Annotated in this window: 15 protein-coding genes and 2 pseudogenes; 5 read left to right on the plus strand and 12 right to left on the minus strand. The window is 46.4% G+C overall.

What is annotated here, in order from left to right; translation table 11 throughout:
* Positions 1 to 191 precede the first annotated feature (191 nt).
* The 4 genes from SOI44_RS09430 to SOI44_RS09445 all read left to right on the plus strand — a co-directional run bounded on the left by SOI44_RS09430 (position 192) and on the right by SOI44_RS09445 (position 4386).
* On the plus strand, positions 192 to 1166 hold the full coding sequence (locus SOI44_RS09430; protein WP_331348962.1) for a Gfo/Idh/MocA family protein: 975 nt from the start codon (positions 192 to 194) through the stop codon (positions 1164 to 1166).
* A complete protein-coding gene (locus SOI44_RS09435; RefSeq protein WP_331348963.1) occupies positions 1163 to 1981 on the plus strand; it encodes a Cof-type HAD-IIB family hydrolase in 819 nt (272 codons plus the stop codon). The genes SOI44_RS09430 and SOI44_RS09435 overlap by 4 nt, the downstream gene beginning before the upstream one ends.
* Positions 1982 to 2129: 148 nt before the next feature.
* A complete protein-coding gene (locus tag SOI44_RS09440) occupies positions 2130 to 3047 on the plus strand; it encodes an alpha/beta hydrolase (RefSeq protein WP_331348964.1) in 918 nt (305 codons plus the stop codon).
* A gap of 43 nt (positions 3048 to 3090) precedes the next feature.
* Positions 3091 to 4386, plus strand: a complete 1296-nt coding sequence (locus SOI44_RS09445) for an aminopeptidase C (RefSeq protein WP_331348965.1) — start codon at positions 3091 to 3093, stop codon at positions 4384 to 4386.
* Positions 4387 to 4563: 177 nt separating this feature from the next.
* Here the strand turns inward: SOI44_RS09445 and SOI44_RS09450 are convergent, their stop codons facing one another.
* From SOI44_RS09450 to SOI44_RS09500, 11 genes and pseudogenes are all read right to left on the minus strand, one after another.
* Complete coding sequence (locus SOI44_RS09450; protein WP_331348966.1) at positions 4564 to 5733, minus strand: macrolide family glycosyltransferase; 1170 nt, start codon at positions 5731 to 5733, stop codon at positions 4564 to 4566.
* Complete coding sequence (locus SOI44_RS09455) at positions 5730 to 5945, minus strand: AbrB/MazE/SpoVT family DNA-binding domain-containing protein (protein WP_331348967.1); 216 nt, start codon at positions 5943 to 5945, stop codon at positions 5730 to 5732. Before SOI44_RS09455 ends, SOI44_RS09450 begins: the two co-directional genes overlap by 4 nt.
* Positions 5946 to 6024: 79 nt before the next feature.
* Positions 6025 to 6871, minus strand: a pseudogene (locus tag SOI44_RS09460) (HAD family hydrolase).
* A 59-nt stretch (positions 6872 to 6930) separates the two neighbouring features.
* A complete protein-coding gene (locus SOI44_RS09465; RefSeq protein ID WP_331348968.1) occupies positions 6931 to 7476 on the minus strand; it encodes a phosphatase PAP2 family protein in 546 nt (181 codons plus the stop codon).
* Between the two features lie 24 nt (positions 7477 to 7500).
* Positions 7501 to 9729: pseudogene (locus tag SOI44_RS09470) on the minus strand (HAD-IC family P-type ATPase).
* 89 nt (positions 9730 to 9818) lie between these two features.
* A complete protein-coding gene (locus SOI44_RS09475) occupies positions 9819 to 10727 on the minus strand; it encodes a zinc ribbon domain-containing protein (RefSeq protein ID WP_331348969.1) in 909 nt (302 codons plus the stop codon).
* Complete coding sequence (locus tag SOI44_RS09480; RefSeq protein ID WP_331348970.1) at positions 10720 to 10977, minus strand: hypothetical protein; 258 nt, start codon at positions 10975 to 10977, stop codon at positions 10720 to 10722. The genes SOI44_RS09475 and SOI44_RS09480 overlap by 8 nt, the downstream gene beginning before the upstream one ends.
* Before the next feature lie 24 nt (positions 10978 to 11001).
* The gene (locus SOI44_RS09485) at positions 11002 to 11328 is read right to left on the minus strand and encodes an RNA polymerase sigma factor (RefSeq protein WP_331348976.1); all 327 of its coding nucleotides are present in this window, start codon (positions 11326 to 11328) and stop codon (positions 11002 to 11004) included.
* Positions 11329 to 11544: an RNA polymerase sigma factor gene (locus SOI44_RS09490; RefSeq protein WP_331348971.1), complete on the minus strand. Its 216-nt coding sequence runs from the start codon at positions 11542 to 11544 to the stop codon at positions 11329 to 11331.
* A 119-nt stretch (positions 11545 to 11663) separates the two neighbouring features.
* Positions 11664 to 12239: a cytidylate kinase-like family protein gene (locus SOI44_RS09495; protein WP_331348972.1), complete on the minus strand. Its 576-nt coding sequence runs from the start codon at positions 12237 to 12239 to the stop codon at positions 11664 to 11666.
* A complete protein-coding gene (locus SOI44_RS09500) occupies positions 12236 to 13642 on the minus strand; it encodes an MATE family efflux transporter (protein WP_331348973.1) in 1407 nt (468 codons plus the stop codon). Before SOI44_RS09500 ends, SOI44_RS09495 begins: the two co-directional genes overlap by 4 nt.
* A gap of 221 nt (positions 13643 to 13863) precedes the next feature.
* On the opposite strand from SOI44_RS09500, the gene SOI44_RS09505 reads away from it, so the two are divergent.
* Positions 13864 to 15462: a nucleoside hydrolase-like domain-containing protein gene (locus tag SOI44_RS09505; protein WP_331348974.1), complete on the plus strand. Its 1599-nt coding sequence runs from the start codon at positions 13864 to 13866 to the stop codon at positions 15460 to 15462.
* Positions 15463 to 15922: 460 nt separating this feature from the next.
* Here the strand turns inward: SOI44_RS09505 and SOI44_RS09510 are convergent, their stop codons facing one another.
* A complete protein-coding gene (locus tag SOI44_RS09510) occupies positions 15923 to 16477 on the minus strand; it encodes a flavin reductase family protein (protein ID WP_331348975.1) in 555 nt (184 codons plus the stop codon).
* Between the last annotated feature and the right edge of the window lie 140 nt (positions 16478 to 16617).

Below are 16617 nucleotides of genomic sequence, written 5' to 3' on the forward strand. Positions count from 1 at the left end.
AAGATTCAGTTTTGAAAGAACGAGTTCCAAAGTTGTTTTTATTGCGCCTTGGCCGCAATTTTTTATATCTCCGGCTTCTCAGCCGTCAGATACCTATCAGTTGCCTTCCGGGTTTTCGACACTACTCAAACCGTCTATCCCCCATGGACGGTTTTTCTTATGCAGGCATATAATGGTTTCCGGAGGATTCTATGAATACAAATACTGATCATCCGATCCGCTGGGGCATCATTGGTGCCGGCGGCATTGCAAAACGTTTCTGTGCTTCCCTTGCCAGTTTCCCACAATGCCATCTCTATGCCATTTCCGGCAGAAACAGAGAAAAGATGGAAGCTTTTCAGAAAGAGTTTCCCTGTGATGTGATTTATACCGATTTTGATGCCTTGATTCAGGATCAAAATGTGGATGCGGTATATATTGCCCTGCCGCATTTTCTCCATGCCCAGTGGGCCATCAGGGCTCTGCAGGCACATAAGCCGGTGTTCAGTGAGAAGCCGGCGGTGATTACAACAAAAGAAATGAAGCAGGTGATCCAGGCTGCCAGAGACAATTCGACGCTGTATATGGAGGCGATGAAGACCCGCTTTGAGCCTGCTTATATTGCCTTGAAAAAACATCTGGATGAAATCGGAACGATCACGCATGTCTATGCGGGCAATAGTTCCATCCTGCCGGAAGAAAAGTTTGGCAAAGGCTATCATACATCCGGCAAAGGCAGCGGCTGTCTGCTTGATGGCGGCTGCTATCTGACGGATATTGCCATTGATCTGTTTGAAGGACTGCCAGAAGTAAAGCTGGAGGATCTTGCCTTAAGAGAAGGCGTAGATATGTATGTCAAGGCAGCTCTGCAGTTTCCAGAGGGAAGTGCTGAGATTGAATGCGGTTTTGACCGGATCATTCCTTCCCATGCCATCATCACTGGTACAAAGGGAACCATTACCTTTGCCCCGGCCCATCGTCCTGATCATTTCACGGTGAAAACGGCAGAGGCAGAAAAGACATATCAGGTGTCATATGACAAAGATGACTTCCATGGCGAGATTGCCCACTTTGTGCAGCTGCTGCAGGAAGGAAAGATCGAGAGTGATGTCATGTCATGGGACGACTCTATGCGCAATATGGAAGTGATGGAAGCTATTGCCAGCTGCTGGAAGGAGCAGGCATGAAATATCTGTTCTTTGATATTGACGGCACCCTTGTCAGCCATGACCATGGCCTGATTGCAAGTGCGAAAGAGGCTATTGAAAAGTCCAGGCAGAAAGGAAATCTGTGTTTTCTGGCAACGGGCCGGCATCTGTCTTCATTGTTTGCCGTGGATGGCCTGGAAATGGATGGTGTGATCTACTGCAATGGGGCCGGGATCTTTATGCATGACAAGATTCTCTATACCAATCCCATTCCCCATGCCATCTGTTCTAAGACTGTCTTTCAGGCCGAGGAAAGAAATGGTGCCTATTCTCTGCAGAGCTCGTATGAGATGTTCAAGAATGTGGCAGAGATGGAGCGCTTTGAAAAGTCAGCCGCCTATGATCCAAGGTTTACATCTTTTGCGGATAAAGTGCAGAAGTTCGGCGCCAAACCATTCACGGAATACCGGAATCAGGAGATTCTCAAGATTGACATCGGTTTTGCCACAGAAGAAATCATGGATGATTTCCTGAAAGTCATGAGCCCGGAACTGACATTGGTTTCTACGGCTGGCTATCACATTGAAGAAGGCAAGAAATCCGGTGAGATCACCAGGAAGGGTGTCAGTAAGGGTACTGCCATTGAGAAGCTTGTGGAAATGTTACATGGCGATATGCAGGATACCTATGCCTTTGGTGATTCTGGCAATGATACGGATATGATCAGAAGATGCCATACTGGCATTGCCATGGGCAATGGCTTTGATGAGCTGAAAAAAGAGGCGGACTATGTGACGGATGATATCGATCATGATGGTCTTGCCAAAGCCATGGAGCACTTTGATCTTGTGTGATATGCACAATGTGCATATGCAAGCATTGAAAATGGGTATTTTACAAACATCTGGAAATGAATCATATTAAAATCATTCAATCAATGAGCTGACATCTTCATTACATGAGGTGTCAGTTTCTTGTTGGGCAAAGACGGAGGAAACAGAAATGCAGAAGCTGAAAAAAGAAATGATGGTTATCATCACACTGGTGATGGTGCTGCTGACAGGCTGCGGTTCCTCTGCTTTGCCCAAAGTGCCGTTCTATGCCACGATGCATCTTGGCCATGCCGGTAAGCTGGAAATGCTGTATTACGATACCAATACCTATGGCTATAAAGGTGAAAACCGGGACATGCAGAAGTATGCCATTGTCTATGTGCCCTATGGTTATGATGAAAGCAAACAGTATGATGTCTTGTTTTTAATGCATGGCATGGGCGGCTCTGCCGCAAGATTTCTTGGTACGCCGGATGAGCCCCGGGAAGACAAGTACATGATTGATTATCTGATCCGTACAGGCAAGATGGAGCCGATGATCATTGTGGATATTTCCTACTATCCGGATAACCAGGCAGATGACAACGATGACTTTGATGCTGCTTTGACAAAGAACTTTGGCACAGAGCTTAGAAATGATCTGCTACCGGCTGTAGAGGCAAAGTACAGTGTGTACAGAGACAGAGACCACCGTGCTTTTGGCGGCTTTTCCATGGGTGCAGTGACAACCTGGTACCGCATGTGTGACAGCATGGATCTTTTCTCTAAGTATATTGCCATGTCCGGCTCATTGTACTGGGGTGCACAGGACCAGGAGAGAAATGATCCATCAGGATATATCACAAGTACCATCCAATCCGAAGGCTATGGCAAGGGAGATTTCAAAGTGTGGGCTGCCACCGGCAGTAATGATTTTGCCAATGATACGATGGTCAGACAGATGGACGCATTGAAACAGACGCATCTCTTTGATTTCTCGGAAGATGGCAATACCACATGGAATATCGGTGATGGCGAAAAACATAATTCCCATGCGACAACCCGGTATCTGTATACGGCACTAAGGGCAATGTTTCCGGCGGAATGAGATGAACCGCGGTACACTTGTACACAAAGAAGAGGTACAGGTGATGGAAGTGTTGACGAAAGAAAAGCTGAATATGCTGGCAAAGACAATCAATGAACAGGATCATGTACTGTCGGTGATGGCACAGCATGAGGATCTGATGACATTGTCGCTGGATCAAAGAAAGAGTGCAGCTTTACATCAGGCATTCAATGTGGAGATAGAGCATCATGGCATTACGGCCCAGAAACAGAGCGGCCGCTGCTGGATGTTTTCAGCTTTGAACAATCTGCGTGAAATTACTGCCGAAAAGATGAACGTTGAGCAGTTTGAATTCTCGGAGAACTACCTGGCGTTCTATGACAAGCTGGAAAAGGCCAATAACTGGCTGGATATGGCAATCGATACAGCAGAGCAGCCATTGTCCTCACAGGCTGTACAGTATCTGTTCAAAGGCATTGGCGATGGCAATGTCTGGGATCAGGCCGCAGGACTTGTGACAAAGTATGGCCTTGTGCCAAAGGAAGTTATGCCTGAAACATGGGCTTCCAGCCATACTAAAACAGCCGATCAGCTGACCAACCGGATATTAAGAAAATACGGTGCTGAAATCAGAAAGGCTGAGAAGACAGAAAGAGAAAGCATCAAAGCAAAGGCAATGAAACAGATTTACCGCCTGCAGTGCATCCTGTTCGGTCAGCCAGTAAATACATTTGATTATGCATGGCGTGATAAAGACAACAACATGCATGAAGAGAAGGGACTGACCCCATTTACCTTCTATGAGAAGTATGTTGGCATTGATCTTTCCCAGTATGTACATGTCATCTGTGAGCCGACATCCTATGAACCCATGCATGTATGCATTGTCTCCCATGACAATGGCAATATGGCTGAAAACAACAGAGTCAGACTGAATCTGGAAATGGATGAACTGGAGAATCTGTGCATCGCCCAGCTCAAAGCAGGACAGCCGGTCTGGATCGGTTTGGATGCCGGTGCATTCATTGACAGAAGTGAAGGCATTCTGGACCCGGACAGTTATGTGCTTTCCGCTGCGGCAGGAGATATAGCCATGACAAAGCAGGATCTCCTGGAAACAGGTGAGAGCTCACCAAACCACAATGTACTTCTGTTAGGCGTGCATCTGGATGAAAATGAGAAACCAGTGAGATGGAAGATTGAAAACTCCTGGGGCAAAGACAGCGGCAAAGATGGCATCTATGCCTGCAGTGAAGATTACTTTAAAACCTATGTCTTTGAAGCAGCCATCCACAAAGATTTCCTGAGTGAGGAACAGAAGGGATATCTTGATAAGAAGCCTGTGGTATTAATGCCATGGCAGCTTCCTTGGATGTAAGAGAACGGAAATTAAGAGGAAGTTGAAACACGAAAAATGACTGTCGGATATATGAGCATACATCTGGCAACCATTTTCATCCTGCTTATGCAATATACAGAATAAATATTGCAGCAAATTGTGTCTAATACAGCATTATTAACTTCGTGCTGCATTTGGAATCGGCGCCAGGATGGCTCATTTGCCGTTTTCTCTGATAATTTCTTCCAGAAAGATTCTGGCTTCCGGAGCACCGCCGCAGTGATGAAAACTGTCGGAAATGCCTTCCGCATTCTGCTGATAAACCGGATCTTGAAGAATTGTGTTGATGGATTGCAGAATATCCTGCGGTTTTATCGAAGGCAGATAGATGCCTGCCTGCAATTCACTGACTCTTCTGGCAACAGCACCCTGTTCTGTCGTCTGTGGAAACATGATCAGCGGGACTTTGTAATACAATGCTTCATTGACAGAATTCATTCCGCAATGGGTAATGAAGATATCAGAAATGGACAGAGCTGCCATCTGGTCAACAGTTTGATAGATCTGAATGTTATCTGGAATATGGTCAAAGTGTTCTGCGTTTGTACCCATGGAAATGATAACCTGCCAGTCTGTGTTTCCCAGTGCCTGGATGGCATTTTCATAGAATTCCTTATTATGGTTGATGGTTCCCATGGAAAGATAGATGGTTGTCCTGGCTGTTTTTGCCATTGGCTTTGTCATGGGACGAATCGAAGGTCCGATGAAGTGATACCGCTTGGAAAACGTATCTGCACAAGGCTGGAAAAGACGTGATGTGTAGACGATTGTATTTGTGTTGTTATCATTCTGGACAATATCCAGCAGACTTCTGACGGGATAGCCATGTTCTCTGAGCCGATCCAGCTGATGGTTGATTTTCGGCATGGAAAAGATCATCCGGATGATTCCGGATGGAGATTCTTTTATGTACTTTGCAGAATAACGATTGAAGGCAAAAGTTGTAGTTGAAGAAACATATGGAATGTGAAACTTCATTGCTGCAAGTTTACCCCAGTATGCAACAGAATCAGAAATAATCAGATCCGGCTGAATCGTTTTGACTTTTTCAGTGACGATGGGATCCATTGCCAGAGTGGAGGAGACCAGCAGTTCCGCTGCAAAGATCTTGTCTTTCCCAATTCTGTCTGCATTCCCCTGATCTTTCATTTCAAAATGGCATTCATCGCAGCTGATATAGGTCGCCCCTGTCTTTTCGATCTGTTCTTTGAACAGGTCAAAGGAAAAGTAGAATACCTGATGACCGGCGTCCGTAAGCTCTTTAACAACAGCGAGCGTAGGGTTGGTATGACCATATGACGGGATGCAGAACCACGCAATTTTCATGATTTCTGATCCTTTTCATCAAAAGCTGCCTGAAACAAGCTGTCAAATGCACCTTTGTTCGGGATCGCAATTCCTTTATCTTCATCCCCCAATAACAGCAGTGTATCTCCTGGTTTAATGTGAAACACCTCTCTTGCCTGCTTTGGAATCACAATCTGTCCCTTTTCTCCAACTGTGGCAGTCCATGCATATTTACCTTTTGGTCCGTTCATTTTCTCACCTCTCATCAGTATGATTTATATAACAAAACACACTTATCTGTCAAGATAAAAAAGCTTCCGCAAGGGAAGCTTACAGGCCAAGCTCATTGAGAATGTGGAATACAACGGCATGGTCTTTGTTGGTGCCGATCTGATAGTGGGCTGCCTCTTTGGCTTCTTCACAGCCATTTTCCATGGCATAAGAATTGGCAAAGTATTTCAGCATTTCAAGATCATTCAATCCATCTCCATACACGGCGGTTTCCTCTTCCTTGATGCCAAGATGTCTGGCCAGTTCGGCGACACCAACTGCTTTGGAAATGCCTTTAGCAGTGATCTCATACATGCCGGCAATGGTCGGGGCATTCGTCAGTGTATCCGTATGTGCTATCAGGAAGTCATCCATCTTTCTGCTGTCGGCTTCATTGTTGAAGCTTGTGTTTATCTTATAGATCTTTTCAGAAAGAATCTGGTCATCCGTGCAGTTGAAACAGAAGTCTGTGACAAAGTCACGCAGTCTTAATGGTGAGCCTGGAATCTCACGGAAACCAAATCGTTTGAATTTCTCAATCTTGGTCTCCATGGTGCCTCTGGACAAGGTATGTGTTTCAGAGATGAATTCAATCTCACTGTCCGGGAATGCTTTTAGCATGTCCAGCACGGTATCCTGCGGAATCGGATGTCTGGCGATGATGTTTCCTTTAGGGTCAATGACCATGGCACCATTCATGCATACTTTGTAACTGTTCTGCAGGCCAAGCCGTTTCCGCTCCTGCTGGAAATGATCTGCCGGTAGCCGTTGAGAAGTATCGGCCGCATTTGAATACTTTGGTGATCATATCCAGAGAAGCACTGTCAGTGAGATGGTCTTCGTTTAGCAAAGTGCCATCCAGGTCACTTGCAAACAACCGTATCTTTGTCTGTTCTTTATTTTCCATATGTCAGTATTCTAACTGACAAATGTTAAAAGCAGGTTGGATTGAAGTGCTGTTTTGTATCAGGCTGGCAGCAGTTTGTTCTGTGGAATCTTTCTGATGAGATGGACAGTGGCTAAGCCAATGATGATACCAAGGAACAAAGATGCCAGCACATCCGATGGGAAGTGGACAAAGAGATACAGTCTGGAGAAGCTGATCAATACGGCAAGTGGGATGGCAAACCAGCCGAACTTGTGATTAGCACATGTGATGATCACGGCTCCGATCACGGCGGCCAGGGTATGCCCGGAAGGGAAAGAATAGTCCTTTGGCATGTTTATCAATAACTGTACATTTTCAATCCAGCATGGTCTGGGTCTTGCAAAGATGTTTTTCATTGCCAGATCACATAACAGGATGGCTGTGCCCTGGGCAATGAACATGGCAATGCCATATTTCCGGTATTTCTTTGAAATCAGCATAGCCATGCCGGCCAGGAACCAGATGATGCCGGCATTGCCAAGCATGGTGATCTTTGGCATCAGGAAATCGAGAAATGCACTGTGCATTGATGTATGAATCAGCTGGAGAATCATCCAGTCTGTACTTTGTATCCATTCAAGCATGAAAATTCATCTCTTTTCTTATCATTACTGCTGTGTTTTGACCTGCATGGCCGCAATCTTTGGCATTGGGATCTTTACAAGTACGGCCAGCAGAATGGCCGGGATTTCAATCAGCGGCAGCAGGGCGATCAGATTTGTGGTGACCGGCGGCAGTGACAGGAAGGATCCCATCAGAATCACCGGTACATAGAAGCCAAGGATGGAGGTGATGCATAACAGGCGGTGCAGCAGGTTCATTGGCATGCAGGCCTTGAAGACACCGGCAATACTGACGGTGCCGACAGTGATATACATCAGCAGATTCATCTGTGCAGCCGGTATACCAAGGTATTTTGCCACAAACCAGATGGCTGTACAGCTGATGAAGATGGCAATGCTGTTGGGTAATGCGGCATGGATGGCACTGTCCAGGAAGGTACCCTGCACCTTCTGGTCATTGCGCTCAAAGGACATGAAGAAGGCAGGCAGTGCTTCAATTACGGCATCGATCAGAGTGATCTGGATCGGAATGAATGGGAAGTCAGTGTTCAGGATCAGACAGCCGATGCATAGCAGGATGGAATAGATTGTCTTGATGAAGAAGACACCGGCTGATTTTGTGAGGTTGTTGATGACACGGCGGCCTTCAAAGATGACATCCCTGAGCACGGCAAAGTCATTGTCCAGCAGTACGAGCTGGGCGGTCTGTCTGGCCGCATCACTGCCATTGCCCATAGCTGCGGAGCAGTCTGCCTGCCGCATGGCCAGAAGATCATTCACACCATCACCGGTCATGGCCACCTTATGCCCCTGTTTCTGCAAAGAAGCGACCAGAATCTTCTTCTGCTTTGGTGTCACTCTGCCAAATACTGTCACATAATCCACACAGTTGGCAAGCTCATCATCACTCAATGTGGATGCGTCCACCAAATGGTCTGTATTTTTAATCCCACACAGCTTTGCCGTAGCAGCCACTGCCTCAGGATTATCACCGGAAATGACTTTAACATCAATCCCCTGCTTGTAGAAATAGCGGATAGTCTTTGCGGCATTGGGACGCAGCTTGTCCTTGATCACAATCATGCCAATGACTTGAATCTGATCCGGCTGTACTTCTCCATCGCACAAACCTGCAAACAGGATTCTTCTGCCCTGGGCCATGAGAGCTTTTACCTTTGCGGGCAGCTTTGCACACAGCTTTTCCGGCGCACCGATGACAAGTGTCCTGCCATCTGCCATGGTAATGGAAGACCATTTGCGCTGGGAAGAGAACGGAACACTCTCGATGACATCATATGCATCTTTGCTTTCAAAGTACTGCTGTAATGCCTGATAGGTGGCATTGTTATCATCCGAATGGGAGAGATATGTGGCAATCAGGCGCTGGAATTCAACATCCCTCAGATTGGTTTCATAGCTTTCCACTTCCAGTTTTCCTTCGGTCAGGGTGCCTGTTTTATCCAGGCAGATGACATCACAATGAGCAAGGTTTTCCAGAGAGTGCAGATCCTGGACAAGGACGTTTTCTTTTGACAGGCGGATGACACCAACCGCCAGGGCAATACTGATCAGCAGCACCAGTCCTTTCGGCAGCATGCCCAGCAGTCCCGCTGATGTTGCAACAACGGCGGTGCTGATGGTTTCCTGTCTGACAAAGTAAGCCTGCAGAAACATCAAGACGCCAAGCGGGATGATCAGATAACTTGTAAATTTCGTAACCAGTTTCATGGAAGAAAGAAGCTCGGAACGTCTGCTTTCACTCTTTTTGACTTCCTCAACCATCTGGCTGCTGTAACTTTCAGAGGCTGTGCCTTGTGAGAGCGCTTAAGCCTTGCCGGCAATGACGGTGCTGCCAGCCAGCAGGCTGTCACCACTTGTTTTCATCACTGAGTCAGACTCACCGGAAAGAATGGCCTCATTAACTTCAATCTTTCCGGATCTGATGGTGGCATCAGCAGGAATGATATCACCACTGTTCAAGACAAGAATGTCATTCTTTCTGACAAGACTTAACGGAATCGGCTGCTCTTTGCCGGCATTGAGAATTCTGGCAATGGGCTGTGATTTCAGCCGCAGCTTTTCAATCTGATTTCTTGCCTTGATCTGCTGGACGATGCCAACAATCGTATTGATCACGATGATGGCAATGAACGCCATGTTTTTGTAGGCTCCAACCGCTGCCAGAGCAATGGCAATCATCAGGTTCAGAGCATTGAAGACGGTACAGATATTTTCCTTGAGAATCTGTGGAATGGATTTCACAGCATCTTTCATAACAGTTCCTCCTGTTTTCACTTTCTTATACGCATAAAAGATGGAACAGGTTGGTAGAAAAAACCGATCTTTTTCAGACCGGTTGACTGTTAATATACTTTTTTACCGCAGTGCGGACAGAAGTGATCTTTTGATGAGATCTGACTGCCGCAATGAGGACACAAGGTACCAAGCTGCTTTCCGCAGTTTGTACAGTACAGATGATCTGTGCGCTGGGCAGCACCGCAGGCAGGACAGATGGCAAGACTGTGTTTATAGATCAGATACACAATCAGGCCGATGATGTTTGTGCATAGGCCGATCAGTCCCCAGTACAGAGATGCCAGTTTATGCTTTGCGGCGTCGCGGTACAGCCACAATGCAATTAATACCCAATAGATGCAGAAGAATAACATGGCAAGGGCAGCCGAGATCTTTAAGGAAAGGATGCCGCCGCTGACAGTAGTAGGGATCGAGATCACATAGATCTTCATGGCAGTATCATGGATGTGCAGACGGCTGAGCATATATACTGTCTTATTGGACAAGGTATTGTCAAAGGCCGCATCTTCATCATAATCGTGCTTGATTCTGCCAAAGTCTTTATTGAGAATGGACTGCAGCAGAAAGTCATCACTTTTGACATATTGGAAAGCCGCATCAGGATACTGGGATGAAACAAGGTATTTCTTTTCATCACCGGCTTTTTCCAGGTTCAGTGTACCGGTGGAAAAGCTGGAATTCTTCGCGGAATAAAGAATCTTGTTGGTATCATCCAGGATCAGTACATCCACTACATCCGAGGATGCATTTGCAGTTTTGTAAGCGTAAGTTCTGGCATCTGTTTCATTGTCTGCCTCTTTCAGTCTGGCATACTGCCAGGCAAAGCTGAGCCTTTCACGATAGATATATCCGACGATGCCAATACAGGTAAGACCAGTGATCAAAGCAAGGATCACATACCATTTTGCAATCTTTTTAAAGTTCCATTTCATCAAAGTGTTTTCAAGCTTATTCATGGAGTATTCCTCTTTCTTCTGTATTTTCATTTTTGAGCAGCACAGGCAGCAGGAAGATGACACTGATGCTCATGAATACAAGCGGCGCTATAAACATTGTCAAAGATACGCCCATCAGTACAAGCAGCGTTGGTAGAATGACAGCCATGATACAAAGTGTGATAAACAGTCGCTGCTGCAGCTGTGATTTGCGCTCGGCCTGTATTTCCTGACATTTCTGATTGATTACAGGCTTCAGTACTTGAATCATTTGCTCTACATCGGATGTCATAGTCTATTCTTCCTTTCCTGTATGATGCAGCTTTTTACGCAGCTTCATAGTGCCGTCATGAATGCGGCTTTTGATCGTTTTCGGCTGTACATTGAACCTTTCCGCAATTTCTGCCAGAGTCATATCTTCCAGATATTTCAGCCGGATGGCTTCTGCCTGTTCAGGTGGCAGTGACTGCAGAGCTTCCATCACCTGCTCATATTCCATCTTCTGAGATACCTGCTGTTCAATATTGACACTGTCCTCAAACTGGAAGCTTTCAATGTCTTCCATCTGAGCATTATTGCGCCGCAGCCAGTCGATATAGCAGTTTTTCGCAATCGCAATCAGCTATGTCCCGAACGCAGTATTGCTGTGCAGATCATACTTCTCTATATTCTGGATCATCTTGAGAAAGGTCTCCTGGGTAAGATCCTCACACAGATACCTGTCATTGCATGCCTTCAAAAGGAAGCCGCAGACGTAACTGTAATAAAGACGGATCAAATCCTCGAATGCCTGTTGATCCCCACGCTGACATCTTTTAATCAGGTTCTTTTCATCCACGTCTGTTCTCTCCCCTGTCCATATAATGATACGTAGAAAAGGCAGAAAGGTTGGTGCCAGACAAGAAAAAAGCCTGACATTTTCATCAGGCTTTGGAAATGATGAATAACAGATGAGAATCAATACAGCTGGGTGAGAATATCCACACACTTGTCAATGCCCAGTCTGCCGGAATCCAGGCAGATATCATAGTTCTGGGCATGGCCCCACTTCATATCGGTATAGAAGCGGTGGTAGGCGGCTCTGCGCTTGTCCTTTTCCTTGAGCCTCTGCTCAGGAGACTGTGGTCTTTCTCCGTATTCCTTGACAATGCGCTCGGCACGTTTATCCATGCTGGCATGGATGAAGACCGTCAGGCAGTCTTCCTTGTCCTTCAGCACATAGTCAGCACAGCGGCCGACAATGACACATGGTGATTTCTCGGCCAGGTCAATGATGACTTTGGACTGGATCTGCCAGATGAGATCCTGGTTGGTCGGGCCTGCCTGGCGGTTTGCCAGTACAGCACCAAGCCAGCCGCCTGGCGTGTCTTCACTGTCCTCTTTGAGATAGGCTTCGGAATAGCCGCTTTCCTGGGCAATCTTCTGAATGATTTCGGCATCATAGCAGGGAATGTTCAGCTTTTTGGCTGTCAGTCTGCCGATGGTTCTGCCGCCGCTGCCAAACTCACGGCTGATGGTAATGATTCGATTCATGCAGTAACCTCCTTTCGATTAAGCTGCTTGTATGTCTGTATGATAATACATAATGCAACGATAAAGGTAAGAATATCTGCGGCCGGGAAGGAATACAGCAGACCATTCAGCTGGAACTTCAGCGGCAGTAATATCGGCAGGGAAACACCCAGCACAATCTCTCTGACCATGGAGATGATCGTGGATTCGACCGGCTTGCCCATAGCCTGTAAGAAGATGAAGGATCCTTTGTTTACCGTGGCCAGCGGCATCATGCAGAGATACACACGGAAACACTTGATGGCAAAGTCACGGTAGTATTCACTTTCATTTCTGGCACCAAACAGGTTGATGATACTGGACGGGAATACTTCGACGATGACCAGGGCCACAAGACCAACCAGGAATTCTGAAACCAGCAGATAAGAGAAGAACTTCTTTGCACGGTCATTGCGCTTGGCACCGATGTTATAGCCAACCACCGGAATACATCCGGCTGCCATGCCAACGGCAATGGAAATCACAATCTGGAAGAACTTCATGACAATGCCCAGCACTGCCAGCGGGATTTGCACATATTGTTCCTGGGAGAAGATCGGATCCATTCCGCCATACTTTGTGCACACATTCTGCACAACTGCCATGGACACAACCAGTGAGATCTGGGACAGGAAACTTGTGATGCCAAGTGACAGGAATTTCTTCATCAGGCTGCCCCACATGCCAAAGCTGCTCTTGTGCAGCTGAATGGCTTTCATGTGGAAAAGATACCAGATGGAAAGAACAGCAGTCAGGATCTGGCCCATGACGGTGGCGATGGCAGCACCGGCCATGCCCATCTTCAGCGGGAAGATGAAGATCGGGTCAAAGATGATGTTGGTAACAGCACCTGCCAGAGTGGCTGCCATGGCAAAGTTTGGTGAACCATCAGAACGGATGATGGAGTTGACGGCCTGGCCGAACATGTAGAACGGAATGCCAAGGGTGATCCAGAAGAAGTATTCTTTGGCATTCTTAAAGGTCTCAGCGTTGACTCTGCCGCCAAACAGTGTCAGCAGCGGTTCCTGCAGCACCAGATAAAGAATGGTCAGGATGATGCTGGCAATGATGCACAGGACAATGGCATTGCCTACGGTCTTGTGGGCACGCTCCTTTTCACCGGAGCCAAGTGAGATACTGACATAGGCACAGGCACCATCACCGATCATGACGGCAATGGCAAGGGCAACAATGGTCAGTGGGAAGACAACGGTGTTGGCCGCATTGCCATAGGAGCCAAGATAGCTGGCATTGGCAATGAAGATCTGGTCAACGATGTTGTACAGCGCTGCTACCAGCAGTGAAATAATGCAGGGAACCGAGAATTTGCGCATCAATCTGCCAACACTTTCGGTTTCCATGAAGGCATTTGTCTTTTCTTCCATGTATGAGATATCCCCTTTCACATCAGGCAGAGCGATAAAAAAATACAGTGAACGCAAAATGCGTACACTGTATCGTGACAGCCCTATCGGCTTGTTTCGTATCGTGCCTGATTAACATTCTGGAGTTTCGCGCCAATTCCAACTTTTGTCAAGCATGAAAACGGCTGTATCAGGACACAAAAAGTACGGTATGATTCAGTCAGAAAACAGGAGTAATGAATATGAAACAGCGTCTGATCATTACAACAGACATGGAGTGTGATGATATGAATTCACTGATTCACCTGTGTCTGTATCTCAATGAAGTGGATCTCGAAGGTGTGATCTACACTTCATCCCAGTATCATTTCAATGGTGACGGTATGCATACCCAGGGTGAGATCCAGCCGGATTATCTGTGCGCCGGTGAGGCGGCCTGGAAGAATAATCCAAGACTGCCCGGAGCGGACCCGGCAGCCGCAAAGCTGAAGTCATACCGTCCGTTTGAAACAGGCTGGATTGAGAATCTGTGGAAACATGAATACGCAAAGTGTCTGCCGTATCTGCAGGAGAATGCGCAGGGATATCCATCGGTGGAAGATCTTTTGAAGATTACATGCTATGGCAATACTGCCTTTGAAGGTGATGTCAGCATGGAAACAGATGGATCAAAGCTGATTGAAGCAGCCATCATGAAGGATGATGAAAGACCTTTGTATTTGTGCTCGTGGGGTGGTGCCAATACGATTGTGCGGGCATTGATGAGCATTGCCGAAAAATATCAGAATACAGATAAATGGAAAGAGATACAGCAGTATGTCACGGACAAAGTCAGAATCCTTGGCATCATGGATGGTGTTGGCCAGGACAAGACATGGCAGAAGTATGGAAAGCCATTGTTTCCAAAGATGCAGATTCTGCGCTCAGAGATCATCTATGGCAGCTACTTTGCTTCCAAAAATGCACCGATTGACTGCCGGTATATGTTCAATCCAGACTGGCTGGACAAACATATCAAGCACTGCGGCAGCCCGTTGGGAGAAAAGTATGGCCTGATGGGTGATGGCATCTATTACAAAGGAGAGCCGGATGACTATCAGTTTGGCTTACATCCATACATTGACTGGCACTTTCCACAGCTGCCGCCGGTATCCTTTGAAAAAGATGAATTTCTTGGTGAAGGTGACAGCAACACCTACATTCCCTTATTAAATACAGGACTACGAGGACTGGAAGATGGCAGCTATGGCTCCGTTATTGGCAGACTGTATCAGGATGGCGCCAGTCTGAACAAGACAGATGATATTTACACAGGTGAAGCAGGTTATGATTCTTCGTTTCTCAAAGCATATCAGGAAGAGTTTGCGGTGCGCATGCAGTGGACCCATATGCATAAAGAGCAGTGCATTCATGCTCCGGTTGTAAAGCTTGAACAGAATGATTTCACAGCAGAACCAGGTGAAACAATATACCTTTCGGCATCCATAGAAGATCCCGATCACAAAGGTTTGCGTTATGGCTGGCGGCTGTATCATGCTGGTACAAAGTACCACGGCACAATGAAAGAACTGCGTGTCTTTGATCCATTGTCACTGCATACTGGCTTTACGGTTCCAAAAGATGCCAGACCTGGTGATCAGTTTATCTTCCTGCTGGTAGTGCGCAATGATACCGAGATCCCGATGACCAGATATGGAGAAGCAGTGATTTATGTTGAAACATCTGAAGAAGTAATTGATCAGGCAGTCGGGAATGCGGAAAGAGACTATGCAGAAACCGGCATCACCTATGATGCAAAGGATGCATTTACAGAACTGGAAAAGAAGTACTTTGAAGGATGATTGGAAAGCAGATCTCTGCATTTTGTTTTCCGAATGAAATCATGCTTGCATTTTTCTGCTTTTTCAGGGGACTCTGCATTTTCATGGCCATATAAGAGATGGCAGACCCATAAAGTCTGCCAAGGATCACCAGTACGGTGGCGGTTGGCTTCCTCCAATGCACACACACGAGAATAGAGGTGTGATGTCCCTTCTATAAAGATGCCAGGCATCAGGAGGTGGGCCTATGAGTTCTTATGAGATCATCATGGTTATCTTGCAGACGGCCGTGGTTGTGATACAAGCTGTATCACTGGGTCGAAATAACGATTCAAAAAAATAAACCGCCCGATCCGTCGCAAAGATTAGCGGTTTATTAATCTAGCGGAGGACCAGCCGTCATCGGTGATCCTTTTCCATGTATGATAATAATGTATCTGGATGCCTGTTTCAAGATTGATGGCTGATCTGAGGCCTGCAGTTATTTCTTCAATGCCAGACCGTCATGGAAGGCTTTGCCTACAACCGGGCCAATGACACGGTATGTATTTGTGCCAATATCAAACATGACCGGCTGCATCTTATCAAGGTCTACCTTGCCATCTGTCAGGATGCTTTCATCAACCTGAGAGCTGACAATCTTTCCAACCAGAATACCTGTTTCATCATCCCATGACTTGAGTTCACACTCCAGGGTCATCGGATATTCTTCGATAATCGGGGCATTGACATGGGCGCTCTTGTGAACATGAACGCCGGCTTTTTCAATCTTATTGACATGATTGCCGGTTTCTACACCAAAGTAATCGGAGATGACAACGGTGTCTTTGGTAGCCATAGCCACAGTGAATGCCTTTGTCTTCTTGATGTTTTCGGTTGTTTTGTGCTTTGCCAGAAACAGAGTGATCTCACCATAGTCACTCTGCTGTCCCCAGGCTGCATTCATGGCATTCGGGACACCATTTTCATCATAGGTGCCGATGATAAAGACACCCTCAGGCACAATCACAGATTTATTGGAACTGAATTCCTGCATACTTTTTCTCCTGTCTTTCTTCTTTAGTATAAGGGCATATTAACAAATCAGTGAATTTTAGCTCCTTGCATAGATGATAGTGTAATGATGGTTTTTCACCAGTTGATTCACTTCCAGCCATGATAACGTATTCTTTCTTT

The sequence above is a fragment of the Lactimicrobium sp. genome, assembly GCF_036453465.1.
Classification (GTDB): domain Bacteria; phylum Bacillota_I; class Bacilli_A; order Erysipelotrichales; family Erysipelotrichaceae; genus Bulleidia.